We start from the raw sequence: 23,838 nt of genomic DNA, 5'->3' as shown, positions 1-23,838 counted from the left end.
CACAGGAACAGACACAGGAACAGGAAGAGGCCAGGTTCGTGCATCCGTACGCGTCCCTCCCGTCCCGCTCGTTCTGGCGTACCGCCCTCGGGGAACGGGCGCCCGACGCGCCGCTCGCCGCGCCGGTCGAGGGCCTGTGGTCACCCGCGTTCGCCCTCGGCGCGGACGAGCCGGTCCTGACCGCGGGCTCCTGCTTCGCCCGGCACATCGGGCCCGCGCTGCGCGAGGAGGGCATGCACTGGTACGAGGCCGAGCTGCCGCCGCCCGGACTGACCCCGGCCGAGCGCGACGCCCGGCAGTACGGCCACTATTCCTTCCGCACCGGCAGCCTCTACACCGCCGCCGCGCTGCTCCAGTGGCTGCGCTGGGCGTTCGGCGAGGCCGAGCCCCCGCGCGAGGTGTGGGAGGAGGACGGCCGGTTCTTCGACCCGTACCGCCCCTCCGTCGAGCCCGACGGCCACGCCGCCCCCGCCGACGTACTGGCCGCGCGCGAACGCACCCTGGAGGCCGTGCGGCGCGGCGTCGCCGAGGCGGGCTGCCTCGTCTTCACGCTGGGCCTCACCGAGGCGTGGCGGGACACCGCCGACGGCACGGTGCACCAGGTGTGCCCGGGCACGGTGCGCGGCACGTTCGATCCGGACCGCCATGCCCTCCACCAGTTCACAGCGGCCGAGGTGCACCGGGACCTGGCCGCCGCCGTGGCGCTGGCCCGCCGCGCGGCCCCCGGGCTGCGGGTACTGCTGACGGTATCGCCGGTGCCGCTGACCGCGACGGCCACCGGCGCGCACGTACTGACAGCCACCTGCTACGCGAAGTCCGTCCTGCGCGTCGCGGCGGGCCAGCTCGCCCAGGAGAGCCCGTACGTGGACTACTTCCCGGCCTACGAGCTGGTCACCGGCCACCCCTTCCGGGGCGCCGCGTACGGCCCCAACCTGCGCACGGTCAGCCCCGACGGCGTCGCGTTCGTGATGCGGCACTTCTTCGCGGCCCTGCGCGACGAGCCTCACCCCGGCCCTCACCCTGGCCCCCACCCCGGTCCCGCCCCCGCCCCTGCCCCCGGCTCCGACAGCGGAGAGGACGTGTCGTGTGAAGACGCCGTACTCGACTACTACAGCCCCGACCGACGCGAGGGAGACGGCGGCCCAGGCGGCCGCCCAGGAGGAGGCACAGGCCAGGTTCCTCCTGCTCGGTGACTCCCACGCGGGCCCGATCGGCCGCGCGGCGCGGGCCGCCCGCCTGCCCTTCGAAGGCGGCCCGTTGGGCTCGGCCCGCGAGTTCAACGCGGACTTCTACGACCCGCGCGGCGCGGACATCGCGTTCCGCGACCCGGAGGCCGAGCGCCTCTACCGCGCCCACCTCGCCGCGCTCGGCGTCACCGGGCTGGACGGCCTCGCCGCGCGCGGCGTGCCGCTGGTGGCCACCTTCGGGCTGAGCGCGCACACCCTCGCGACCACCGAGTACTGGCGGATCTACCGCGACCGCGACGGCGCGTTCGCCCCCGGCTTCCCGGACGGCGGCCTCTTCGCGGACATCGTGCGGACCATGGTGCGCGGTGCCCTCGCCCTCTACGCCCACGCGCGCGGACTCGGACTGCGGGTGGTGGCGGTGCTGCCGCCGCAGCGCGTCCCCGGCATGTGCGACACCGACGCCTTCCTCGCGGCCCAGGACGTCGTCCGCGCCGCGCTGGAGGAGCTGGAGATCGAACTGGTGGACCTGCGCGAGCGCGTCACCGACGGCTCGGGCCTCCAGCGCCCGGCGTTCTGCGAGGCCGACGACGCCATCCACGGCAACCTCGCCTTCGGCCGCCTGATCGTCTCCGACCTCCTCGCCCGGGGCCTGTGACCCGGACAGACCACCCCGGGCAGGCCACCCCGCCCGCCCCCCCCACGAACCCGCCGCCCCCTTTCCCGTGCCACGAAGGAGATGTGATGGAAGAGACCGCGCTCAAGGCCCTGGAGCAGCTCACCACCCGCCCCCACGTCCCGTACGAGACCCTGTCCGTCGCCCCGCTCACCCCCGTCCTCGGCGCCGAGGTCTCGGGACTGGACCTCTCCGAGGAGCTGACCCCGGAACAGGAGAAGGAGGTCAAGCGGGCGTTCACCGACCACCACGTGCTGGTCTTCCGCGACCAGCACCTCACCGACGAGGACCACAAACGGTTCGCGAGCCTCTTCGGCCCCCTGCACCTGGTGGCGCTCCCGGAGGAGGACGCCGACCCGTACGTACTGGAGATCAGCGCGGACAGCGCCTCGCGCGAGGTCGCGGGCAACGGCTGGCACGCGGACGGCACCGCCGACCCCGAACCCTCCCTCGGCTCGATGTTGTACCTGACCCGGACGCCGGAGCCCGGCAGCGGCGGCGACACCCTGTTCGCGAACATGCACCTGGCCTACGAGGTGCTCTCCCCGGCCTTCCGGACGTTCCTGGACGGGCTGACCGCCCTGCACGACGGCGCGCGCCCCTGGCAGTTGGCGGGCCGCACCCCGCCGCCCGAGTACGACATCCCCCGCACCGAGCACCCGGTCGTCGTCCGCCACCCGGAGACCGGCCGCAAGCTGCTGTTCGTCAACGCGCCCTACACCTCCCGCATCACCCAGCTCTCGGCCGCCGAGAGCGGCGCGGTCCTGGAGACGCTGTACGCGCACATCGCCGGGACGCCGCTGCTCCAGTGCCGGGTGCGCTGGCAGCCGAACACGCTGGTGTTCTGGGACAACCGCTGTGTGCAGCACCACGCGGTCTGGGACTACTTCCCGCACTCCCGCTACGGCCGCCGCGTCGCCATCGACGGCACCCGCCCGGAGGCCTGACGCGATGAGTACGCCGAACGGAACCGCGCGGCCCGCGCCCGCCTGGCCCCGCGACCTGCTCTCGGCGCTCGACGCGGGGGAGGAGGCGGAGCGGGCCTCGGCCGCGCGCGAAGTCCCCGCGGGACTCGGCGCCGTCCACGCCTGGCACCTCGGCACCGTGCTGCCGCTGCTCGCCCGCGCCGCCGCTCGTACGGGCCGCGACACCGCGCCCTGCGACGCGCTCGCCGACGCCCACCGCGCGGCACTCGCGGGCCGGCCGGGCACGCCCGACGCGTGGACCCAGGTCCTGGAGCCGGTCCTGCTCGCCGTCTACCGGGACGCGTTCGCCTACGCCGACGCGTACGCCACGGCCCACGCCAACGCCCGCGCGTACGCGGTGGCGAACGGCTACGGCGAGGACGAGGCCGACGCCTACGGCCGCACCTACGCCGAGGAGACCACCGAGCCCAACGCCCGCGCCTTCGCCCAGGCCAACGCCGCCGCGAACTCCCGCGCCCTCGCCGCCGCGTACGCCACCGGCGACGGCGCCGCCTTCGCGCGCAGCCACCCCGCCGCCCGCGCGCGGGCGTACGCCCGCGCGGCGGCCGCCCCGCACACCGACGGCTCCCCCGAGGCACGGGCCGCACGCGCGTCCGCCCGCCGCGAGCTGGCGGAAGGACTGCTGAAGTGCCTGGAGGGGGAGGCGGTACGCGGCGGGCCTGCGTGAGGATCGGCGCACGGTGGGGAGGAGGGGCATACGAGGCCCGGCGGCCGCTCACAGGGCGTGAAGACCGTCTTGGGTGTCACATCGGCCTTGTCCGCGATCTCGCGCACCGTCACCGCATCGGTAATCGGGGAACTCCTCCGACAGCAGCCGGCAATGCTGATCCTTCCGGCCTGAAGTGCGTAACCGGATACCGTTCGACGTAGCTTCGACTCGCACCAGCATGCCGCGGCGGATCTCGCCGACGGCGTCCCGCCACGCCCGGCCGGGCCGTGCGCGCACGGGCGGTGCTGCGGGGTGCGGGGCGGCGGGACGAGACACTTTCCGCGCTCATCGGGCGGACGCGGCCGCCATGCTGGAGGACGTCGTCACCGGCCGTACGACCGGCGAGCCGGCGCACCGTTTCAGCGTCAGCGAGGCGGCGGTCATGTCGATGCTCCGGTACCGGCACGAGAGCCGCGCCTGGAACTCCATGATCGCCACGGACGAGAACGGGGTGACCCGCGCCATCAAGGACAAGATCCAGCAGAGCATCACCGAATACGGGGCCGGGTCGACGTCGAAGAGCCCGCACCCGCTCAGGGGAGGGGCGAGCAGCACGCAGCACAGCAGGACACCGAGCGAGGGATGTCGCGAAGGGCGTACCCGCGGGCGCGGAAGCGTCACCCTGCGCCCACTCCGCCCAGCACCGTGCGCGCGCCGCCCACGGCCTCCGGGCGATGCGTTGCCCGGACGCGCAGCGTCACGCCCAGCACCCGCGCGGCGGGGAAGTGGCCGAGCTGCCGTGAGTCGACGCTGCGGCGCGGGTTGTCACCGAGCAGAACGACCTGGCCGGGCGGCACGCGTCCGCCGGAGACCCCCGGGGGAGGCAGGGCGCCCGGCGCCGCCGCGACCCGTTTGATCATCCACTGCCGCTCGTGCACCGCGGCGGCGGACGCCGTCCGGCCCAGCGGCGGCGTGCTCCAGCCGCCGGTGGCAGCCGGACGTTCGACGACGACGATCCGCCCGGCGGAGAGCGCACGGGTGCGCACGACGAGGACCAGATCGCCGTCGTGAAAGGTCGGCTCCATGCTCCGGCCGCGCACGGTCACGAGCGCCAGCGCGCGCCGTGCCAGCACGGCACCGACGACGGTGACGGCGACGGCGGCGGTGACGGCGGCGGTGACGGCGGAGGTGCCGGTGACGGCGGCGGCACCGGCACCGGCAACCCCGGCGCGACCGCCCCGCACGCGCCTCACGAGCACCGCTCCCTCGCCGTCAGGGCCGCCGACCCGGCGGGCTCCCCGGCCCCGTCGTCCCGGTATCCGGATGCCTGGAGCGCGAACAACTGCGCGTATCGGCCCGCGGCGTCCAGCAGCGTGGCGTGGTCGCCCAGTTCGACGAGTTCGCCGTCGTCCAGCACCGCGATCGCGTCGGCGTCGCGGAGGGTCCCGAGCCGGTGAGAGATGAGCAGGCTCGTACGTCCCCGGCGGTGCTCCCGCAGCGAGCTGTGCACCTCGTGCTCCGCGGCGGCGTCGAGGCCCGCCGACGGCTCGTCCAGGATCATCAGGTCGCACCGGTCGCGGAGGAACGCCCGGGCCAGGGCGAGCCGTTGGCGCTGACCGCCGGAGAGGGCGACACCGTCCAGCGGCCCGTGTTCGCTGTCCGAGGTCATGAAGAAGGTCCGGCTCAGCAGCGTCTCGTAGCCCTGGGGGAGCGCGGCGAGCGTGTCGTGGACGCCCGCGCGGCGCGCGGCGGAGCGCAGCCGTGGCGCGTCGTCGAGGGCGTCGAGGTCGCCCAGGGCGATGTTCTCGGTCGCGGTCATGTCGTAGTGCATGAAGTCCTGGAAGACCGCGCCGATCCGTCGGCGCAACTGGGCGGGGTCGACCTCTCTGATGTCGACCCCGTCCCAGAGGATCGTGCCCTTGGTCGGGTCGTAGAACCGGCACAGAAGCTTCACCAGGGTCGATTTCCCGGCGCCGTTGAGGCCGACCAGCGCGAGCGTACGGCCGCGCGGGATGTGCAGTGTGACGCCCCGGAGCACCCAGGGGTGCTGCGGCGAGTAGCGGAACCACACGTCCCGCAGCGTGATGCCGTCCCGCAGCGCGGCGACGGGCAGGGGAGCGGGGGCGACCGGCAGGTCAGGCTCCGCCGTCGTGACCGCGAGGTAGTGGCCGAACAGTTCCAGCGCCTGATGGGAACGCGCGATCTCCCCCGCCACGGTGGCCAGAGCGCCCTGCATACCGGCGATCGCGGCGATGAAGATCGTGACGTCGCCGATCGACAGGACCCCGCGCTGGGCCGCCATGCCCGCCCACACCAGCCCGGTCCCCGACACCGCGGCGGCCAGCGCCGCGAGCCCGGTCTGGACCGCGACGTCGCGCCGGTCCATGGTCCGCTTGGCGGCGTTGGCGGTACGCCGCTCGGCCAGCATCCGGCCGCGCAGAAAGCCGCCCGTGCCGAAGAGGCGTATCTCCTTGGCCGCCTGCACGTTCGAAAGGAGGTCGTTGTAGAAGAACTCCCGCCGTTCCACCGGGCCGATCTCCCAGACCATGCGGGCCCGCCGGCGGGACAGATGGATCTCGCCGACGAACATCGGCACACCGGACAGCAGGAGCAGCCCGGCCATCACGGGCCCCAGCAGGAAGAGCGAGCCGACGAACCCGCCCATCGTGAGCGCGGCGCGTACCACGTTCAGCACGCCCGCCACGACATCGTTCGGGTTCATTCCGGCGGTGGGCTGGGCCAGCCGGAGCCGGTCGAGGAAGTGCGGGTCCTCGAACCGCCCCAGGCCGACCTGCCGCCCGGTCGCGGTGAACAGCCGCTCCTGCGTGCGGAGTCCGACCTCGCGGTCCAGCTCTCCGCGCAGGTACTGGAGGAGCTGCGGCAGCATCGCGGAGACGAGCCCGACCGTGCCGAGCCCCCCGGTCAGGGCCAGCAGTGTGCCCGGCGCACCGCGGTGGACGAGGTGATCGATGATCAGCTTCATCAGCCACGCCGAGGCCACCGGCGTCGTGCTCGTGACGAGGGCGAGCACGGTATGGGCGACGAAGACGCCGGGCGCCGCCCGTACGCAGAGCGCCACGGCGGCGGCGAACCGGCGCACCGCAGTCGGCGAACCGGCCCCAGCCGCCCCTTCCGGCTCGCCCTCGCGCACGGCGCTCACAGCACCGCGGAGGGGAGGTGCTCCAGATCGACCCGGGCGTCCGAGACGACACGGGCCCCGCCGCCCCGCGCCGACACCGTGAGGAAGACGGGGAACGCGGCGATCCGGAAGGCCGAACCCACCTCGCCGTTCGGCGCCTCGGACACCACCTGGGCCACCGGGGCGAGTTCGGCCACCATGGCGGCGGTGCGCTTCGGGTCGCCGACCACGGCGGCGAGGACGCGCGCCCGGCCGCCGGGCAGCGCCCGGGCGTAGGCCACGAACTTCGGCAACTGCTCCTTGCACGCCGCGCAGCCGGGGGAGAAGAAGCCCACCAGGGTGTCGTCCGCGAGCCCCGCCCGGCTCACCGCGACGCCGTCCACCGTGACGGCGGTGAACTCCCCGACCTCCTCCCCGGCCGCGAGGGAGGCCCGGCCGTTGAGCGCGCTGAGCAGATCCGTGTGCTCCCGGAGCCGTTTGATCACCCCGAGGCTGAGGACGAGGTCCAGGGTGCACAGCAGGCCGACGAACACGACGGCGACGATCAGGAACGGCATGGTCTCTCCAGTGGCTGAGGGACGGTCACTTGGCGGAGGAACGGTGCGGGGCGCTGTGGCCTCGGGGAACCCCTGAACGGGCGGGCTGGGCGGACCGGGCAGGCTGGGTGGGCCGGAGCGGGCGGAACAGTTCGAGCAGGTCGTCCAGGATGACGACGACGCCTGCCACGCAGAGGCCCGAGACCGCCGCGACGGCCACAACCGCCCCATCGGTCAGACCCCCGGCCCCACCCCAGCCCCCGCCGGACAGGGACACCGCAACCGCTCCGGCGACGGCGCCCACGGCCAGCACCGCGTTCCGCACCACGTGCCTGCGGCCGAGCAGCGGGGCGGAGGCGCCGAAGCAGCGGCACGGCACCGGAGTGCCGCGCCGCAGCACGACGAGGATTCCCGCGGCGAAGACGCCCAGCAGCGCCGCCGCCAGCGGGAACCCGGCGGCGGGTGAGAGCACCAGCAGCAGCCACACGGCGAACTCGGCGAGGACCACGATCCCCGCCACCGGTACGACCCGGTGACGGGGAAGCCCCATGGCCTCGACGGCGGCGGCGAAGGCACGGAAGCGCCCCCGCCCGGCCACCTTGCTCAGCGACGAGACGAGGAACACCAGGCCGATCAGACAGCGCAGCCCCAAGGCGGCGTACGGCACGCTGCCTCCCCTCCCCTCCGCCGTGCCGGTGGCGCCGCTACGCGACGCCCTGGACGTCCTGACGGTGCCGGCCCGGGATCACGGACACCGGCCGCACAGGCACTCGTAGCGGTCGCCGCCCAGCGCGCAGCACGGCGCGTTGCAACTGCACCTGGCGGACGGGTGGCCGTAGAGCCTGTTGCACTGCCAGCAGGCGTTCCAGCACGGCTGGATGTTCCCCGCGGCTGCTGCGTCGACCTGCGGAACGAGTGTGCCGAGCAGCCTGCTGCCCATGGCTTCGATGGTTGCGAGCATTGGCATCTCCTTCGGCCGGATCAAGAACGGCGCTGAACACAGTGCCGTGGGCGGCGCGCGGTGTATTGAAGAAATTCGCACGCCCCCTCGCCCGCTCGCCCGTTGAGTCCGCTCAGTCGGCCGCCGACGCGTGACGGAGCTGCCGCGCCGTACGCCCGGTCATCGCCTTCACCTCGCGGCACAGGTGGGCCTGGTCGCTGAAACCGCACCGCGCGGCGATGTCGGCGAGCCTGCTGCCGCGCGCGAGCAGTTCGAGCGCCCACCGCAGCCGTACGGTACGGGCCGCCTTCTTCGGGGTGAGGCCGGTCTGGTGCCGGAAGCGGTCCTCGAACAGACGCCAGCACCAGCCGCTCTGTCCGGCGAGCTGCCCGATGGGCACCGTGCCACCCGTACGCCGCAACGTACGCCATGCGTCGCGCACCTGCGGCGAGCCGACCGGACCGGCGGCGGCCCAGGAGGCCAGGACCGAGTCGAGCGCGGCGCAGCGCTTCTGCCACTCGGACGTGCCGGCGAGCGCGTCGCCCAGTTCGCCGAAGCGCGCCCCGAGGACGGACGCGAGGGACGCGACGGAGTCGGCGAGCCCCTGCATCGAGGGCCCGAACAGGGCGAAGGCGGCCCACGGTTCGAGCAGTATCTCCACCGCGCCCGGCCCGCCGTACTGGATCATGGCCCGGGACCGGGTGGCGAGACCGGCGACGACGGCCGTGACCTCTCCGCCCGCACCACCCTTCGCGCCCTCGGCGCCCAGCACCCGCAACGAGCCGCCGACCCCCACGGCCAGCGTCACCACGTCGTTGCGGAACCCGAACGTCCCGGGCGCGTCGTCGCCCGGGCTCTCCCGCATACGACAGCCCAGCACCCCCGGCCGTAACCGCACACGCGGACAGCCCACATGACGATGAGCATGCACGGTCCCCCCCCCGGTCCCTCCCCGCCCGGCGGCCGACAGCCCTGGGCACGGCCGCCCGTCATCTTCGCGGAAAACCGCCATATCCGCCTTGGCGCGGAGTGCCAGGAGTTTGTCGTTGTGTGCCAACTGCTGGCTTTCGGCCATCCGGGCGGCCGAATACGGCCCCGGGCCCGGAGCCGGGGGGATTCCGCGAGTCGCGATGAGTCCGGCGGCGTCCGGTGGCCGTACGCGTCGAACGCGTCCGCCGAGGCAGGAGTTCGCCACGCTCTGGAGGCGGCTCCCCAGGCTCGAACTCGTCAGGACCCGCACGTTCGGCTCGCGCGTGGTCCACCTCCGCCATCGCGTGAAGCGCTGACGGGAGCGCGAAGCGGCCCCGGCGCCGCCCGCTCCCCAGAGGGAGACAGCACCGGGGCCGACGGCTGCCTCACCGCGGTGGTGTCACGCCGGCGGGCGGATCTGGCCCCTGACCATCCAGTGGTCGCTGAGCAGCCCGTCGGTGTACAGCTCGGAGCCGGTACGCACCACGTCTCCGCCCACCAGGTCCCAGCCTCGGTCGCTGAAGAACAGGTAGTCGATCTTCCGGTCGAGTGCCACCTTGTACCGCATGCTTGACACAAGTTCTCCCGCTGGGACATCTTGTGTCAACCATTCGATACAAGGTGGCCTGGGGGATCTCCACATGCTCGACACCGTCCCGTTCGAGTCCCGGTTCCTCGAACACGTCGACCGCTACGCCCGCTGGTCCGGGCTGGCCATCGGCACCGTGACCGCGCATCAGTTGGCCACGATGGGCAGCGTCGACATCACGATGCCCCTCGTGTTCGCCATCACCGCGTTCGGCCTGTGCGCGGTGGGCGGTGTCCTGCTCGGCGACGCCCTGACCCTGCCTCCCCAGGAAGCCGTGCGCACCGCGACCCTCGCCCCGCGCCTCGTCCGAACCCACGTACCGCCCCGGATGACGCCCCTGCTGCTGGTGCAGGCGGCATGCCTCATCACCCTGCTGCTGGCCGCTATGGCCACGGCCTCCCCCGACCGGAAGGGCGGCGCGGGGCGTGCCATCACCGTCACCTGCGAAGGAGTGCCTGCTTCCCTCGGCCCCTGGCCCGGCCTGTACTACAGCGGCCCGATGTTCGCCGCCCTCGCGGTCGCAACCCCCGCCTGCCTGTGGGCGCTGCGCCGGATCGCCCACGGCCCGGGCGACGACCAGCAGCGCCGCAACCGCGCGTGGGCGATCACCGGAGCCTGGGGACTGCTCGTGTCGAGCCAACTGCTGCTCACCGTATTGATGATCTTCGTTGCGCTCACCGAGAACACCTGCGCCGGCCCGCTGGGCGCGGCCACCCTCATGGCCGTGTGCCCCCTGGGCCTGCTGGGCCTGTTCACCTTCGGATGGTCCCTGATCACCGTGGTGGCACCCCGGGCGGTCGACGATGAGGCAGCCGACGACGGGACGTTCGGCGATGAATGACCCCGCCGTCCGCGTCGACACCACGGGCCAGGTGCCGCCCTACGAGCAGATCCGCTCCCAGCTCGCCGCGCTGATCCGCACCGGCTGCCTGGTCGAGGGCGAGCGGCTGCCCACCGTGCGCCAGCTCGCCGCCGACCTCGGTCTGGCGCCGGGCACCGTGGCCCGCGCCTACCGCGAGCTGGAGGCAGCCCAGTTGATCCGCACCCGCCGCGGCGCGGGCACCCGGGTCGCGGCGCTCCCTCCCGGGCCGAGCAGCCCCGATGCGGGTCACCTGTCCACGTTGGCCAGGGACTTCACCGCCGCCGCCCGAGCGCTCGGGGCCGACGCCGAGGAAATCCTGACCGCCGTCCACGACGCGTTGGACCTGCGGCCCGCCTCCTCGTCGCCCACCGCCGACAACACTGCGGGAGGCTCCATGGTGACCGGCGGCCACTGAGACGGCCGAGCCGGTCCAGGCCGCACCCACCCGCTCGGGCGCGCCCTTCTTCGCGCTGAAGGGCAGGCGCACCACGTGGCTCATGGTCGCGCCGCCGTCCTTGGCGTGAGCGCGCTCCGGCCGGTTCCTTCTGCTCTCTCTGATGCGCCGTACCCGACGGGGGACGGACGGCGGGACAGTCGCCCCTGAGCAGGTGGGGGGAGCCGGAGAGCGGTCTCCGCCTACGGGGCGGGCGGATATGGATGCCGGGCTTCCTCGGCTATTTCCGGTCATAGCCGTCTTCTCCTGCTCCCTCCGCCGACGAAGGGGGCGAGAATGCCTGCAGGCCACGCGTCGTCAGGCCGCGTCGGTGGGAGGGCGGGAGGGGGCACGGCTCATGACTGCGCGAGGCGCGTTCCGCCGGGATCCGATCGGCTTCGTCGAACGGGCCGCACGGGACCGGGGGACTCCGTTCCGTATGCCCGACGGGGCGTTGTGCGTCGCCGATCCCGAATCGGCGGTGCGGGTGCTGCGGGACAACGGGCGGTGCTACGAGGAGGTCACCGACTTCCTGCGCCCGCGCGGCGGCCACCTGGCCGATCCCGCGACGCAGGTGGCCGTCGGACGAGCGGCCCGCCGGGCGCTGCGCGCCCACCTGGCCGACCACCCGGACGCGCTGCCGCGCGCCGTGGCCACGCTGGGCGAACACTCGCTGTGGCCGCACACGGGCCGCGTCCTCGTACACCAGGCCTTCGACGACGTGCTGCTGCACCCGGACAGCGGCCCCCGATTACGCGCCCTCGTGGCGCGCTGCGTCCACCGGCACGACGTTCTGATCCGCGCGCCCCGCCTCCTGGCGCGGGCGCCGCAGCACATTCTGCGGGCGCGGGTGCATCACGCGATCGCCGAGGAGGTACGGGAGCGACGCGCCGCCCCCGCCCGCCTCGCGCCGAAGGACCTGCTGGACGCGGTCCGCCTCGCGACGCCCGCGGAGACGGACGCGCTGGAGATCGCCGGTGCCTACCTCCAACTGTTCCGCACCAGCGTCGCGCCCGTCGCCCACGTAGTCGCCTGGGCACTGCTGCTCGCCGACCGGGACGGTATCGACCTGGCCACGGTGCCTCCGGAACGGGCCGTGCGCGAGGCCCTCCGGCTGTGGCCCGTCGCCTGGCTGTACACGCGCACCGTACGGCTGCCGCACGCGGTGGCAGGCGTTCCGCTGGAGCCGGGCGAGACTGTCGCGGTCTGCGCGTACCTCCTCCACCGAGCCCCGGACATCTGGCCCGAGCCGGACCGCTTCCGGCCCGACCGGTGGGCCCACGACACCGTCCGCGGCGCGTTCCTGCCGTTCGGCGCCGGTCCCCGCGCGTGCTCAGGGGCCTCGGTCGCCTTCGACACGGCCGGCGCCCTGCTGGCCGCCCTCTCCCAAGGGGCGCGGCTGTCCGTGCGCGAAGGCTCCGCCCGGCCCAGAATCCAGGGGATCATCACCCCGCCCGACTTCCGGCTCCACCGCCGGGCGACCACCGCGTCCTCCGCCACGGCGGCCCTATCGAGCGACGACAGGAGGTGAAGAGCATGCGCAAGTTCATCCGGCGTCTCCAGCAGGTGACGAACAAGCAGGCGTGGCGCATCTGGTGACATGCCGACCAACTCTGCGCATCCCGGCCGCGCCCGCTCCGCTCCGGCGAGCGGCGCGGCCGGTCCACGGTCCACGGCCCACGGCCCGCGGCGAAGGACGGGGCGCGCCCATGGAAGAGATACGCGTACGGCGCGCGGACGCCGCCGACCAGCCCGTACTGGAGCGGCTCTGGCTGCTGTGCTGCCACGACATGTCGGAGTTCAACGGCCACCTGCCCGACCCCGACGGGACCTTTCAGAGCGAGCGGCTCCGCACGGCGCTCGACGACGAGACCTGCGACCCGTATCTCCTGACGGTCCGTGAACGCCCCGCCGGACTCGCGCTCGTGGAACGCAGCCCCGGCCCGGCGTACGAGCTGACCGCGTTCTTCGTGGTGCGCGGGGCGCGGAGAACGGGGGTCGGGCTGACGGCCGTACGGCAGCTCGTGGCCCGGCATCCGGGGCGATGGGAGGTCGCCTTCCAGGACACCAATCCCGCCGCGGGCCCCTTCTGGCGCCGCGCCGCCCGTGAACTCGCCGGTGACGCGTGGACGTGGACGGAGGAACGCAGGCCGGTACCGGGCTGCCCGGACGAGCCGCCGGACCTCTGGATCTCGCTCACCGCCCCCACGTGAACCTCCGGCCTCCCCGGGACCGGACGCGTGGCGGCCGCCTCCGCGGACGCGAGAGCCGCTGCCTCCTTGACCGGACGGCCTACCGACGCCGCAACCTCATCGAACGCTGCTCCTCGGCGTGCTCCTGGTTCTCTTCACGCCAGTCCAACAGTCGCCGGGGACAGCCGGGTCAGGCGGCCATGGCCTCGATGAGGTGAACGTACGTGTGGGCAGCTTCCGTAGCCAGCCGCGGTCGGACAGGCCGACCAGCTCTCCGCGTCACGGGAGTCGCCTCCGCGGCAGCGGGAGGCGGTGCGTAACTCTGTTCCCGTCGCGCTTCATCGTTTATCGTCGATGAACGATGAAAGATGCTGAGCCTCTCGACCGGCCCACCGCCGAGGAGTACGCCTCCTGGTTCAAGGTGCTGGCCGATGCGACCCGGATCCAGGTGGTCTCCCTGCTCGCCCGGTGCGGGCGGGCGATGACGGTGGGCGAGATCGTGGCGGCGGTCGGGGTGAGCCAGTCGACGGTCTCGGCGCACCTCAAGCAGCTCGCCGAGGTGGGTTTCGTGCGGGTCGAGCGGGTCGGGACGGCCGGCTACTTCCGGATCAACGAGTCGTGCGTGACCTGCTTCCCGTCCGCCGCTGACGTGGTGATGGGCCGTCCCGCACCCGTTCCGCCCGGCCCCGAGGCCTGCGAGGAGTGATCACCATGGCCCAGCACGCGTCCGGCGATGACCAGTCGCACACGGAGGTGACGACACGCTACGGGGCGCTGGCCGAGGCCGCGCGGGCGGGGGAGCAGGTGGTGGACTGCGGAGAGGAGGCCTTCGCCGCGGGCCGGTTCGGGGTCGCCGGGTACGACGGGGACGCGGCCACCGGAGCGCTGCCGGAGGGGGCGGTGCGCGCGAGTCTGGGGTGCGGGAACCCGGTGGCCGTCGCCGAACTGGCGCCGGGGGAGCGGGTGCTGGACCTGGGGTCGGGCGGCGGCATCGACGTCCTGCTCTCGGCCCGCCGGGTCGCCCCCACCGGACTCGCTTACGGCCTGGACGCCACCCCCGGCATGGTCGCCTTGGCCGAGGAACACGCGCGGGAGGCCGGGGTGGACAACGTCCGCTTCCTGCACGGCCGTATCGAAGAAGTCCCGCTGCCGGACGGGCACGTGGACGTGGTGCTCTCCAACTGCGTGCTCAGCCTGTCCGCCGACAAGCCGCGCGTGCTGGCCGGGGCGTACCGGGTGTTGCGTTCCGGGGGCCGCTTCTCGGTGAGCGACGTCCTCGCCCGTCCCGGGCTCGCCCCGCAGGAGCGGGCCGAGGCGGAGCGCGAGGTGGGGTGCACCGGGGGCACGCTGACGGCGGACGAGTACCGCGCGCAGCTCCTCGCGGCGGGCTTCACGCACATCCGCGTCACGCCCACCACCGACGCCGGCGCAGGGCTGCACTCCGCGCTCGTGCAGGCGGTCAGGCCTGCCGCCCCCGACGGCTACACGCTGCGGCCGATGCGGGAAGCGGATGCGGGGCGGGTGCTGGAGCTGTACCGGGCGGGCATCGAGGAGGGCGAGGCGACCTTCGAGACCGAGCCGCCCTCCTGGGAGGCGTTCGATAGGGCGAAGCTGCCCCTGCACCGGTACGTGGCCGTCGAGGAGGCCAGCGGCGATGTGGCCGGGTGGGTCGCGGCCGGGCCGGTCTCGGCGCGGGCGGTGTACGCGGGGGTGGTCGAGCACTCCGTCTACGTCGACCCGGCCGCGCGCGGCAAGGGCGTCGCGCGGGCGTTGGTGGAGGCGCTGGTGGCCTCGACCGAGGCGGCAGGGATCTGGACGGTGCAATCCAGCGTCTTCCCGGAGAACACCGCGAGCCTGGCGCTGCACGAGCGGGCCGGTTTCCGTCAGGTCGGGCGCCGCGAGCGGATCGCGCGGCAGGATGGCGTGTGGCGGGACACGGTGCTCATCGAGCGCCGCAGCCCGCTGATCGGCTGAGAGCCCGGAAGCGAAGGAAGCGTTGGCTCATCGGGCGATCGTGGCAGTCACGTCACCTCACCATCGTCACCGATCTTCTCCTCCTCGGCCCAGCACTAATGGCTCGCGCTCAAGTCGCTGGACACACGAAAGGCTTCGTCGTCCTTTCCCGTCGCCAGGCAGTAGAACGCTCCTGGTCGTGGGTCATGCGAGCCCGCCGTCACTGCCGCGACCACGAACGCCTGCCCGAGATGAGCGAATCACTGATCACCTGGGCTGCCATAACCCTCATGACCCGACGCCCTACCCGCCGCAGGAACCGTCCCGCCGAGCGCCGTGACGTCGCCCACGGTTACGTGACGCCACGCGGCCTGACCAGGCTCCGGACCATCGGACCTGACGAGTACCGGGGGGGGGGGCGGACGCAGCCGCTCACGGAGTCTCGGGTGTGAGGAAGAAGATTCCGGCGACCTTCTCGTCCGCGTCGAACGCAACGCGGGCCTTCATACCACCGGCCTCATAGCGCAGTGGGATGTCGACGACCGTATGGTCGCCGATGCGGCGGACGAACGGCGCCTGCTCGCCGAGACCCTCGAATGTGCCGACGAGACCGGCGACGGAGGCCAGGGACGTGCCCCGCACCTCGTCGGTGAATGCCGCCAGGACCTCGGCATTGAATGACCGCCTCGCTTCGGCCATGCGGCCTTCGAGGACGTCCGTGACGACCTGGATGGCGCGTTCCGCAGCGTCGGCCATGTGCACTGTCTTGTCCATGGGGTCTCCCGTTCGGGGATCGATGGTCTTGCCGAACCGCTGGAAAGCGGCTTGGCGAGTGACTCCGAGAAGGTCGCCGATCTCCTGCCAGGTATGACCGGCGTCCCGGCACCGCTGCACGCACAGCGTGAGTACCTGCCCGGCCAGAACGTCGACATCCTGGGCACATCGGACCAGGTCGAGGTAGGCGGGCGGGATCACCGGGCTGCCCAACGAAGCAGCCAGGGCTGTGCCCTGCTCAGCAAGCAGGGCACTTAGAGCAGAGAGAGACGGCGAGGGATCGGGCATGCGTCAAGGATGCCTTTACATGTCTCGTCAAGGAACCCTTTACGCGCCAGATTCGGTTTCCCGTGGCAGGGGAGGCCACTTTTTATGGGCCCCGGAAAGCAGGACTGTGACGACATCACGATGTCCCATGAGCTGCGATCGCAAGTGACCAGTGCAACTCGTGAGCCATTGAGATCAGACACAGGCTCTTAGGACCTCTCAGACAGCGGCGCCCGTTCCAGGTGCTGCTGGGCTCGCCCCTCCAGGCGCTCGAAGAACTCGGCCGCGCCGTACCCACGGCCTTCGCCTGCGGCTACCTCGCCAGCCCCGATCTGCGCCGCGAGATCCACGGCGGCCTCCAGGCCGTGGAGAAGTGGAACTCGGCGAACACCGTGCTGCACTACGGCAAGGACGGCGCCCTGACCGCCCGGGCAAGGAGCGCGCCGAGACGTCGATGCCCGCGCTGACACCTGCTCCAGTCCGCCCTCGTCCACGTCTACGCTCTGCTCCTCCAGCAGGTCCTGGCCGAACATCAAGCCCTGAGGCGCTGTCCGGCTGGAGAGGGACCGGCGGCTCGGCCTCGCCCCGGCCGCCCCGTCCACGCTCCGACAGCCAGCGACGCAGGACCGGCGCCCGGCGGGCTGAGACGGCAAGGCTGCCGACCGTTGCGTCAGTCTCCGGCCAACCGATGCCAGGCGCCGTGGCCCGCGCTAGAGCTGATCTTGTCTCCGCCTGCCCGACGTCCGGGGGGAGGGCAGGTCACGTGCTGCTGAACAGCCGGTCCAGATGCACGTCGATCGCGGCGAGCGCGTCCGGGGGCTCGATCACGGCGAGTTCGATCAGGGGGGTGAAGCCGGTGAGGGCAAGGAGCAGGTTGGTCTCGGTCGCCGGGTCGCGGCCGGAGTCGATGTGCCCGTCGGCGATCGCCTGGCGGACCAACTGCTCGACGAGGGCCCGCCCTTGGACGAGGCCGCGGCGCGCCTGCTCGTGCACGGCCTGGTCGTGCAGCGCCTCCAGGACGTAGGCGGCGCTCATCCGGCTTGTCGCGCGGGCATCGGCATGCAGGGGGAGCATTTCCGCGAGCGTCAGTCGCAGCACGTCACGGGGGTGCGGACGGTCACCGAGCTTTTCGATCCCCTGGCGTACGCGCACCGAGGTCTGCTCGGACGCGAAATCCATGGCGAAGGAGAGCATGGCGGTCCGGGAGGCGAAGTAGTGCTGGAGCTGCCCGAGTGACATGCCCGCTTCCTGCGCCACCACGCGCATCGTCAGATGTGTGACGCCGCGCTGCTCCACCACCCGCCACAGTGCGCGGGCGATCGCTTCGCGGCGTCCACGGTGATCCACCTGCTTCGGCATCGCCAGCCCGTCCCTCGCTACCCCAGGACTTTTCCAATACAGTCGACATAATACACCTGACCCATAATCCTGGGGTCCGCCCGAGGGAGGGAATCGTCATGTCCGAACAGCCGAAGGTACGGACCACGGAAGGCGTGGTGCAGGGGCGCCGTCGGCAGGGGCACGCGGTGTTCCGAGGCATCCCCTACGCCCAGCCCCCGGTCGGAGCGCTCCGCTTCGCCGCGCCCGCGCCGCCGCACCGCTGGGAGGGGACGAGGCAGGCGGTCGAGTTCGGTCCCGTGGTGCCGCTGTCCCTGCCGATCGACGTGCCCCCGCAGGGCACCGACTGGCTGACGCTCAACGTCGGCACTCCGGATCCCGGCGCGGCGGGACTGCCGGTGCTGGTGTGGATCCCCGTGGGCGGCTACCTCTCGGCGGCGTCGAGCGACCCGATGTACGACCCGGCAGCGCTGGCCGAGGCCGGAGTCGTCGTGGTGACCCTCAACTGCCGTGTGGGCGCGGAGGGATTCGCGTTCCTCGACGACGCGCCGCCCAACCGCGGCTTCCTCGACCAGATCGCGGCGCTGGAGTGGGTGCAGCGCAACATCGCCGCCTTCGGAGGCGACCCCGGCCGGGTCACCGTGGGCGGGGTGTCCGCCGGGGCGGGCTCGGTCGCCGCCCTGCTGACGATGAAGTCCGCGCGCGGCCTGTTCCGGCGGGCCATCGCCCACTCTGTGCCGGGGCTGCACAGCACCCCCGCGCTGGCACGGCAGGTCACCGCCGCGTTCGCGGACCGGCTCGGCGCGGCGGCCCCCACCGCCGAGGCCCTGCGCGACATCGACCCGTGGCACCTGGCCGCCCAGCTCACCTCCTTCAACGCCGGCCTCCACGCGCACCGGGAGAGCTGGGGACGCCTCACGGAGACCGGCACCGCGCTGTGCCCCGTCATCGACGGCGAGGTCCTCCCGGAAACGCCCTGGCCCGCGCTGACCGGCGCGCGCGCCAGCGGGACCGAACTGCTCGTCGGCCACACCCGGGACGAATTCCGGTACTTCAGCGTCATGAGCGGACGGCACGGCACCTTCACCGAGGAGGACGCCGAGGCAGCCCTGGAACTGCTCGCCCCGCAACCGGACGGCGCCCGGGCCTACCGTGCCGCGTTCCCGCAGGCAGGCCCGGAGGAGCTGGTGGAGACGGTGTACTCCGACGCCCTCTTCCGCATGCCGTCACAGAAGCTGGCCGAGGCGAACGCCGCAGCCGGCGGCACCTCGTACCTGTTCGAACTGTGCTGGGTGGCCCCGGCCCTCGACGGCATCCTGGGCGCCTGCCACAGCCTCGACGTGCCCCTGGCGTTCGGCACGCTGGACAGCCCCGTCGGCACCCAGCTCATCGGCGAGGAGCCTACGCCCGAGGCCGTCGCGCTCTCCCGCGAACTCCAGGAGGCATGGGTTCGCTTCGTCACCACCGGCGACGCGGGCTGGTCCGCCCACCGGCCCGGCGGGCACCTCACCCGCGTCCTGGACGCCGAGTCGAAGACTCTGCCCTACCCCGAACAGGCATCCCGCCAGATCTGGGAAGGCGACTTCCCCGCCCCCTTCGATCATTCGTAATGGTCCGGGTCGGCTCCTACGACCGCGACGCCGCCACACACCTGCCCATCGGGGACAGCGCGAATTGGCGTACAGCCAGGCAACACCCGGCCCGCTTGGCATCAGATCCCGCCCGAGGGCGACGGACGACATCAAGAGCCGGAAGAGGCCGACGGGGGAGGGCCCAGGTCACAGATGATCCCGGCCAGGGCCCGGACGGGTTCCAGGGCTTATCGCGCAGATGCGCAGGACGAGGTCGGCCGGGCGGCGGCGCTTCAGTCCCAAGCTGCTCGGCATCTCGGGGCGGGGGGGCGCCCGGCGGGCCGCGACACTGGGATCGTAAGAGCGGGCGCGCTACCGTCCCTGGGGCCTCACCCATACGCGTCACCAAGCTCTTATGCTCACATCGGCGGGCTGGCAGGCACGGGCCCCAGTGTTGTCGTGCCAGGTGTGGCCCGGTGGCCGAGGCCGGTGCGGTAAGTGTCCAGGGCCTCCTCCACGCGTCCGGCACGGCGCAGCAGATCGCCGAGGAGGCGGCACAGGTCGGCGACGTCACCGGCGGCGTCCGCGGCTTCGAGCAGGGGCAGGGCCGCACGGTAGTGCTCTTCGGCCGCGGGGTCGTCTCCGCGCTGCTCGTCGATGAGGCCGAGCAGACGGTGTGCCGCTCCCGCGTGCACGGCGCCGCGTCCGGTGCGCAGCGATCCGGTGTCCGGGCTCTGTGCGGTGAGGAGCGGGCGGAGCAGCTCTTCGGCTTCCTGGGTCTTGCCGCGGCGGCGCAGCACGTCCGCGAGTTCGACTTCGACCTGCTCGGTGAAGAGTGCGGCCCGCTTGGCGGCCAGCATGGCGCGGGCGGTGCACAGTTCGCTCTCGGCGCGTTCCAGGTCGCCGTGCTGGGCGTGCACGTAGCCGCGCATCCAGTGGCAGTGCGCGAGGTCGGTGCGGATGTGCAGTTGCTGGTAGAGCTCTTGGGCCTTTGTGAGCGAGGCGTCGGCTTCGGCGATGCGGCCCTGGGCGATGTGGGTGCGGGCCACGCCGCGGTGCATCCCGGCCAGCAGTACCGGGTCGTCCACCTGCGGCGCGAGTGCGAGCGCCAGCTCGGCGGCGCGTCCGGCGCGGACCCGTGCGCCCATGTCCAGGTAGGGCGCGATGGATGCCGTGTAGAGGAGCAGGAGTGCGTCGGGGTCGTGCAGTCCGGATGCGTTGAGTTCGTCGAGGGTGGTCTCCAGCAGGTAGCAGGCGTAGCGGAGTTCGCCGCCGAGGCGATGGGCTGCGGCACGTCCCCGTACGGCCGGGACCCGGCGGGTCAGCGGCTCGTTGGCGAGCAGCCGCTCGACCTCTCCGAAGCACTGGCGCGCTTCGGTGAGGTCGCCGGTCTCCAAGAGGCAGTCACCCAGGCCGAGGAGTGCGCTCGCCTCTTCGTCGGGGAGCCGGTGCTCGACGGTCTCGGCCCGCAGGGACCGGAAGAGCGCAGCCGCGTCCTCGGGTGCCCCGGTGGCCAGGGCGTGCCGTGCGTCAGTGAGTCGCAGTCGCAGGTCGGCGGCGAGGTGCGCCGGGCGGCCGGTGGCGAGCTCCTCGGGGCTGACGCCGAGTTGTGCCGCCACGTGCCGCAGTGCTGCCTCGGAGGGGCGCACCTTGCCCGATTCCAGTGTCGAGATGTAGGCGGGCGTGTACGCGGGCTCGGCCAACTGCCGTTGGGTGAGGCCCCGTTCGGTCCGAAGCTGCAGAACTCTCCGTCCGATGGCGGTGGGCTCGTCAGGCCGTATGCCGGCAGGTTGCTTTCTCGCCACCTCTTGCCTCCTCCATCAGGTCGGGCGCCGAGCTGTGCCCTGCGGGTCTGTGGTGCAGGGCACGGAAGCGCATGGCGCGAACTCGCCATCGTCACAGCCACCTTATGCCCGAGCGTTGCCCTCGGACTCCGCCGACCTCTACGTTAACCAAGGCATTAAGCGTGATTACCCCCACATTTAATGCGCGGGCCGCTGATCGCGTCCGCGCAGTTCACGGAGGTCTCCCATGCCCAGACCCGCACCCAGGAAGTCCCGCACTCGGCTGACCGTGGCCGCCGGTATCGCCTTCGTGGCGGCGCTCGCCGTCACAGCCCCGGTGGCCGCGGGCCAGGAATGGGGCGATGGCGCCCCCTCCGCTCGGTCCGACGACGACCGTGGCGGCTCCCCGTCCCGTGACCGCGTCGAGGTCGAATACGCCAACGGCCCGGGCGGTCACCCCCGACACGCACGCATCCCCGCGTCCGCCCCGCTCACCAAGAAGCAGCAGAACAAGATCAAGGGCGATGGCGATGTCGTGCCGATCAAGGAGGCCGGGCCGGCCGACGCCAAGGTCGACGTCGTCTTCATCGGTGACGGCTACACCGCCGGCCAGCAGGAGGACTTCCACGCCGACGTGCGCCGCAACTGGGAGGAAGTCGCCAAGGTCGAGCCGTACGCCCAGTACAAGGACCTCTTCAACGTCTGGGCCGTCGACGCCCACTCGCAGGATTCCGGCGTCTCCGGCGATCCGACCAGCGAGGTCCGCAAGAACACCGCCCTTGGCTCGTACTTCTGGTGCGACAACATGGAGCGGCTGCTGTGCGTGGACGAGAACAAGGTCGAGGCCTACGCGAGCAAGGCCGCCGACCCCGACCTCGTCATCGTCTTGAGCAACACCACCAAATATGGCGGCGCGGGCTACAACAACATCTCCTCGCCGTCCGGATACGACGGCATCGCCACCGCGTCCTCGGACAATGCCCAGGCCGTCCAGCTCGTCGTGCACGAGTCGGGCCACTCCTTCGGCAAGCTCGCCGACGAATACTGGTACGGCGAAGGCCGGCACACCGGCCCCGAGCCGACCGAGCCCAACCTCTCCACACTCAGCGCCGAGCAGATGGCCGCGCAGCGGACGAAGTGGTACCGCTGGCTGGGCCAGGACTCACCGGACGGCGGCAAGGTAGGCACATTCGAGGGCGGCGGCTGCTGCGCACGCGGCGTCAACCGGCCCACCGAGAACTCGATCATGCGCACCCTCGGCCGCGAGTTCAACCTCCCCGGCCGCGAGGCCATGATCGCTGGCTTCCACAAGCACGCCCCCGCCGTCACCAGCACCACCTCGACCAACCGGCAGTTGCGCGGCGACAAGCGCATACGCATCGAGGCATCCCAGAAAGCACGCGTGCGCTGGTACGTCGACGGCGATGAGGTCCGCAAGGCCCGCGGCGAACGTTCGGTCACCCCCGGCACGCTCAGGGTCCCCGACGACGGTCGTACGCACGCCGTGACCGTGCGGGCCTCAGACCCGACCGAAGCGGTTCGCGACCCGAAACTCCGTGAGCTCCTGAATGGCACACTCAAGTGGAACGTCCAACGCTGACCCCCTGCCGGTAGGAGGTCGGGCGGAAGTCTTCCCCCCCCGGCATGGACGACAGTCGCGCAGGAGCCTGTGCGTCCTGCCCGCCAGGCCCCTGCGCGGTGTCCGTTGAGTGGTGTGCCCAGCAGTTCCGGGAGGGGGCGACCGCAGGCCGCCCCCTCCCAGCAGGTTCCCAGGCTGCGAACCCGATTGATCTCCTCGCTGCTGGCCGTTGCCTTCGTCCCGACAGCGATGTCGGCGGGCTGCACGGAGCGGTCGAGTTCGACTCCGACGCTGAACTGAAGGGCGCCGCCCGACGCCACGTCGAAGACCCGCTCACCTTCGCGTCACCGGTCGCGGGGGTGGTGAACTCCGTGTTGTGCCGCCGGCCGTTCTCGCCCGGCACCTGCATCACGCGGTACGCAGCGGAGCGGCTCGTGACTCGCGTCGCGTACCCGCCATCGCTCTGGCTCTGCCGCCCGGTCCGGCTCCGGAAGAAGACGTGCGATTGCTCGTCGAGCTGTCCGACGCCGTGCGCGACCTCGCCCCCGTCTCCGGCTGTGATGGGGATCTCTGATTCCGGCCAGAGGTATTCCAGTGCGTCGTTGCCCGCGCGCAGGTGGGTGCTGTCGGAGCCCAGAAGGACGAGCAGCGTGCCCTGCTGGTCTCCCATGAGGAGCTCGCCGGCCTGCTCGTCCGCGGCGGACAGGGGGTAGCGGACGCGGAGAGGCCTCGGTGGGGAGACGATGCGGGAGCCGTCGGGTGCCTGGTAGACGGCGCGCAGCCGGTAGGCGCCGGGCTGGGCGAAGGCAGGCCAAACCCTCAGACGAAAGCCCCCGGTGACCATCTCGGGAATGAATACTCGACCAGCGCCACGCGTGATCGGCCGGGGGCGCCCGCTCATGCGGCCCGCGGAGCCGTGCCGATCGGCAAAAGGCCCCTGATGCAGCGTTTCCCGCTGGCCTTCGGCCGCCCCGGGATGGCTCGTCCTGGCATCAAGCGCAACTGACTATCGGACAGAGCCGGAGGCACCCCCGAGCAGGCTCCTCGGAGGAGGAACGTCCGAGCAGTCGCTAGCTGGGCTTCCGGTCAGACGATGCCGGGCGAGCCTGCCGCTTCTCTGCGAGCTGCCCGTAGGCGACGTCTTCAGCCGAAGCCGGGCAGCACGTACAAGGCGAACGCCTTGATCAGGCCCTGGCGAGCAAGCCGAAGGCGTCCTTGAGATAGCCGGGCTGCGTGAGCGGCAAGGCGTGCCCCGCCCTGGCTGTGTGGATCATATTTCCGGGTGAGGTCGGCTCGGCGGGCGACTGCGGGTGACCGCGGCGTACGTGGCAGGTTCTCGGTTTCCTCCCGGACCACGGTCGCCTTCGACCCGACCGCGGGTGGCAGGGCCCACCCTCTCCAGGGTGCCGCGTACTGA

24 protein-coding genes and 1 pseudogene are annotated in these 23,838 nt (G+C 72.4%); 14 read left to right on the top strand and 11 right to left on the bottom strand.

What is annotated here, in order from left to right; genetic code table 11:
• Window positions 1-38: 38 nt before the first annotated feature.
• From ABD343_RS08310 to ABD343_RS08295, 4 genes are all read left to right on the top strand, one after another.
• The gene (locus tag ABD343_RS08310; RefSeq protein ID WP_344525695.1) at window positions 39-1,193 is read left to right on the top strand and encodes a GSCFA domain-containing protein; all 1,155 of its coding nucleotides are present in this window, start codon (window positions 39-41) and stop codon (window positions 1,191-1,193) included.
• Window positions 1,087-1,842, top strand: coding sequence for a hypothetical protein (locus ABD343_RS08305; RefSeq protein WP_344525694.1), 756 nt, complete (start codon window positions 1,087-1,089; stop codon window positions 1,840-1,842). Before ABD343_RS08310 ends, ABD343_RS08305 begins: the two co-directional genes overlap by 107 nt.
• Window positions 1,843-1,928: 86 nt before the next feature.
• The gene (locus ABD343_RS08300; protein WP_344525692.1) at window positions 1,929-2,807 is read left to right on the top strand and encodes a TauD/TfdA dioxygenase family protein; all 879 of its coding nucleotides are present in this window, start codon (window positions 1,929-1,931) and stop codon (window positions 2,805-2,807) included.
• Between the two features lie 4 nt (window positions 2,808-2,811).
• Window positions 2,812-3,513, top strand: a complete 702-nt coding sequence (locus ABD343_RS08295) for a SpcZ (RefSeq protein WP_344525690.1) — start codon at window positions 2,812-2,814, stop codon at window positions 3,511-3,513.
• 327 nt (window positions 3,514-3,840) lie between these two features.
• On the opposite strand, the gene ABD343_RS08285 is transcribed toward ABD343_RS08295, so the two are convergent.
• From ABD343_RS08285 to ABD343_RS08250, 8 genes are all read right to left on the bottom strand, one after another.
• Window positions 3,841-4,110, bottom strand: coding sequence for a hypothetical protein (locus ABD343_RS08285; protein WP_344525688.1), 270 nt, complete (start codon window positions 4,108-4,110; stop codon window positions 3,841-3,843).
• A gap of 62 nt (window positions 4,111-4,172) precedes the next feature.
• A complete protein-coding gene (locus tag ABD343_RS08280; protein WP_344525686.1) occupies window positions 4,173-4,748 on the bottom strand; it encodes a S24/S26 family peptidase in 576 nt (191 codons plus the stop codon).
• Window positions 4,745-6,646: an ABC transporter ATP-binding protein gene (locus ABD343_RS08275; protein ID WP_425578137.1), complete on the bottom strand. Its 1,902-nt coding sequence runs from the start codon at window positions 6,644-6,646 to the stop codon at window positions 4,745-4,747. Before ABD343_RS08275 ends, ABD343_RS08280 begins: the two co-directional genes overlap by 4 nt.
• Before the next feature lie 5 nt (window positions 6,647-6,651).
• A complete protein-coding gene (locus tag ABD343_RS08270) occupies window positions 6,652-7,191 on the bottom strand; it encodes a thioredoxin domain-containing protein (RefSeq protein WP_344525682.1) in 540 nt (179 codons plus the stop codon).
• Window positions 7,192-7,216: 25 nt separating this feature from the next.
• Window positions 7,217-7,837 carry a MauE/DoxX family redox-associated membrane protein gene (locus ABD343_RS08265; RefSeq protein ID WP_344525680.1) on the bottom strand — a complete coding sequence of 207 codons (621 nt, stop codon included), beginning with the start codon at window positions 7,835-7,837 and terminating at the stop codon, window positions 7,217-7,219.
• Window positions 7,838-7,915: 78 nt separating this feature from the next.
• Window positions 7,916-8,131 carry a hypothetical protein gene (locus ABD343_RS08260; protein ID WP_344525678.1) on the bottom strand — a complete coding sequence of 72 codons (216 nt, stop codon included), beginning with the start codon at window positions 8,129-8,131 and terminating at the stop codon, window positions 7,916-7,918.
• A 112-nt stretch (window positions 8,132-8,243) separates the two neighbouring features.
• Window positions 8,244-8,975, bottom strand: coding sequence for a helix-turn-helix transcriptional regulator (locus tag ABD343_RS08255; RefSeq protein WP_344525676.1), 732 nt, complete (start codon window positions 8,973-8,975; stop codon window positions 8,244-8,246).
• A 504-nt stretch (window positions 8,976-9,479) separates the two neighbouring features.
• Window positions 9,480-9,647: a hypothetical protein gene (locus tag ABD343_RS08250; protein ID WP_344525674.1), complete on the bottom strand. Its 168-nt coding sequence runs from the start codon at window positions 9,645-9,647 to the stop codon at window positions 9,480-9,482.
• A gap of 73 nt (window positions 9,648-9,720) precedes the next feature.
• Here ABD343_RS08250 and ABD343_RS08245 point away from each other — a divergent pair, with 73 nt between their 5' ends.
• The 7 genes and pseudogenes from ABD343_RS08245 (at window position 9,721) to ABD343_RS08215 (ending at window position 15,129) form a co-directional block, all read left to right on the top strand.
• Complete coding sequence (locus tag ABD343_RS08245; protein WP_344525672.1) at window positions 9,721-10,509, top strand: hypothetical protein; 789 nt, start codon at window positions 9,721-9,723, stop codon at window positions 10,507-10,509.
• Window positions 10,502-10,945: a GntR family transcriptional regulator gene (locus tag ABD343_RS08240; RefSeq protein WP_344525670.1), complete on the top strand. Its 444-nt coding sequence runs from the start codon at window positions 10,502-10,504 to the stop codon at window positions 10,943-10,945. Before ABD343_RS08245 ends, ABD343_RS08240 begins: the two co-directional genes overlap by 8 nt.
• A 376-nt stretch (window positions 10,946-11,321) precedes the next feature.
• Entirely contained in the window at window positions 11,322-12,494 is a 1,173-nt protein-coding gene (locus ABD343_RS08235; protein WP_344525668.1) for a cytochrome P450, read from the top strand.
• 178 nt (window positions 12,495-12,672) lie between these two features.
• On the top strand, window positions 12,673-13,176 hold the full coding sequence (locus tag ABD343_RS08230) for a GNAT family N-acetyltransferase (protein ID WP_344525666.1): 504 nt from the start codon (window positions 12,673-12,675) through the stop codon (window positions 13,174-13,176).
• 340 nt (window positions 13,177-13,516) lie between these two features.
• A complete protein-coding gene (locus ABD343_RS08225; protein ID WP_344525664.1) occupies window positions 13,517-13,861 on the top strand; it encodes an ArsR/SmtB family transcription factor in 345 nt (114 codons plus the stop codon).
• A 5-nt stretch (window positions 13,862-13,866) separates the two neighbouring features.
• Window positions 13,867-14,541, top strand: a pseudogene (locus ABD343_RS08220) (methyltransferase domain-containing protein); the annotation flags it as partial.
• A gap of 111 nt (window positions 14,542-14,652) precedes the next feature.
• Window positions 14,653-15,129 carry a GNAT family N-acetyltransferase gene (locus ABD343_RS08215; RefSeq protein ID WP_344526381.1) on the top strand — a complete coding sequence of 159 codons (477 nt, stop codon included), beginning with the start codon at window positions 14,653-14,655 and terminating at the stop codon, window positions 15,127-15,129.
• Window positions 15,130-15,540: 411 nt separating this feature from the next.
• On the opposite strand, the gene ABD343_RS08205 is transcribed toward ABD343_RS08215, so the two are convergent.
• Window positions 15,541-16,170 (bottom strand): DUF3887 domain-containing protein, encoded by a 630-nt coding sequence (locus ABD343_RS08205; RefSeq protein ID WP_344525662.1) that lies wholly within the window; start codon window positions 16,168-16,170, stop codon window positions 15,541-15,543.
• A gap of 221 nt (window positions 16,171-16,391) precedes the next feature.
• On the opposite strand from ABD343_RS08205, the gene ABD343_RS08200 reads away from it, so the two are divergent.
• Window positions 16,392-16,616 (top strand): Tn3 family transposase, encoded by a 225-nt coding sequence (locus ABD343_RS08200; protein ID WP_344525660.1) that lies wholly within the window; start codon window positions 16,392-16,394, stop codon window positions 16,614-16,616.
• Between the two features lie 292 nt (window positions 16,617-16,908).
• Here the strand turns inward: ABD343_RS08200 and ABD343_RS08195 are convergent, their stop codons facing one another.
• Window positions 16,909-17,508 carry a TetR/AcrR family transcriptional regulator gene (locus ABD343_RS08195; RefSeq protein WP_344525658.1) on the bottom strand — a complete coding sequence of 200 codons (600 nt, stop codon included), beginning with the start codon at window positions 17,506-17,508 and terminating at the stop codon, window positions 16,909-16,911.
• A 98-nt stretch (window positions 17,509-17,606) separates the two neighbouring features.
• Here ABD343_RS08195 and ABD343_RS08190 point away from each other — a divergent pair, with 98 nt between their 5' ends.
• Window positions 17,607-19,097: a carboxylesterase/lipase family protein gene (locus tag ABD343_RS08190; RefSeq protein WP_344525656.1), complete on the top strand. Its 1,491-nt coding sequence runs from the start codon at window positions 17,607-17,609 to the stop codon at window positions 19,095-19,097.
• A 380-nt stretch (window positions 19,098-19,477) separates the two neighbouring features.
• On the opposite strand, the gene ABD343_RS08185 is transcribed toward ABD343_RS08190, so the two are convergent.
• On the bottom strand, window positions 19,478-20,839 hold the full coding sequence (locus ABD343_RS08185) for a helix-turn-helix domain-containing protein (RefSeq protein WP_344526379.1): 1,362 nt from the start codon (window positions 20,837-20,839) through the stop codon (window positions 19,478-19,480).
• A 292-nt stretch (window positions 20,840-21,131) separates the two neighbouring features.
• Between ABD343_RS08185 and ABD343_RS08180 the strand changes: the two genes are divergently transcribed.
• Window positions 21,132-22,442, top strand: coding sequence for a M64 family metallopeptidase (locus tag ABD343_RS08180; RefSeq protein WP_344525654.1), 1,311 nt, complete (start codon window positions 21,132-21,134; stop codon window positions 22,440-22,442).
• Window positions 22,443-23,838 lie beyond the last annotated feature (1,396 nt).

The organism is Streptomyces albiaxialis (genome assembly GCF_039530985.1).
GTDB lineage: Bacteria > Actinomycetota > Actinomycetes > Streptomycetales > Streptomycetaceae > Streptomyces > Streptomyces albiaxialis.
Note: the sequence above shows the minus strand (reverse complement) of the source record. Positions and strands in the feature narration are given on the sequence as shown.

Bases quoted from the DNA above. Each gene is read 5' to 3' on its own strand.
- ABD343_RS08300 (WP_344525692.1), top strand. From the start codon at position 1,929: ATGGAAGAGACCGCGCTCAAGGCCCTGGAGCAGCTCACCACCCGCCCC.
- ABD343_RS08295 (WP_344525690.1), top strand. From the start codon at position 2,812: ATGAGTACGCCGAACGGAACCGCGCGGCCCGCGCCCGCCTGGCCCCGC.
- ABD343_RS08270 (WP_344525682.1), bottom strand. From the start codon at position 7,191: ATGCCGTTCCTGATCGTCGCCGTCGTGTTCGTCGGCCTGCTGTGCACC.
- ABD343_RS08260 (WP_344525678.1), bottom strand. From the start codon at position 8,131: ATGCTCGCAACCATCGAAGCCATGGGCAGCAGGCTGCTCGGCACACTC.
- ABD343_RS08255 (WP_344525676.1), bottom strand. From the start codon at position 8,975: ATGCGGGAGAGCCCGGGCGACGACGCGCCCGGGACGTTCGGGTTCCGC.
- ABD343_RS08250 (WP_344525674.1), bottom strand. From the start codon at position 9,647: ATGCGGTACAAGGTGGCACTCGACCGGAAGATCGACTACCTGTTCTTC.
- ABD343_RS08245 (WP_344525672.1), top strand. From the start codon at position 9,721: ATGCTCGACACCGTCCCGTTCGAGTCCCGGTTCCTCGAACACGTCGAC.
- ABD343_RS08240 (WP_344525670.1), top strand. From the start codon at position 10,502: ATGAATGACCCCGCCGTCCGCGTCGACACCACGGGCCAGGTGCCGCCC.
- ABD343_RS08235 (WP_344525668.1), top strand. From the start codon at position 11,322: ATGACTGCGCGAGGCGCGTTCCGCCGGGATCCGATCGGCTTCGTCGAA.
- ABD343_RS08230 (WP_344525666.1), top strand. From the start codon at position 12,673: ATGGAAGAGATACGCGTACGGCGCGCGGACGCCGCCGACCAGCCCGTA.
- ABD343_RS08225 (WP_344525664.1), top strand. From the start codon at position 13,517: ATGAAAGATGCTGAGCCTCTCGACCGGCCCACCGCCGAGGAGTACGCC.
- ABD343_RS08215 (WP_344526381.1), top strand. From the start codon at position 14,653: ATGCGGGAAGCGGATGCGGGGCGGGTGCTGGAGCTGTACCGGGCGGGC.
- ABD343_RS08205 (WP_344525662.1), bottom strand. From the start codon at position 16,170: ATGCCCGATCCCTCGCCGTCTCTCTCTGCTCTAAGTGCCCTGCTTGCT.
- ABD343_RS08195 (WP_344525658.1), bottom strand. From the start codon at position 17,508: ATGCCGAAGCAGGTGGATCACCGTGGACGCCGCGAAGCGATCGCCCGC.
- ABD343_RS08190 (WP_344525656.1), top strand. From the start codon at position 17,607: ATGTCCGAACAGCCGAAGGTACGGACCACGGAAGGCGTGGTGCAGGGG.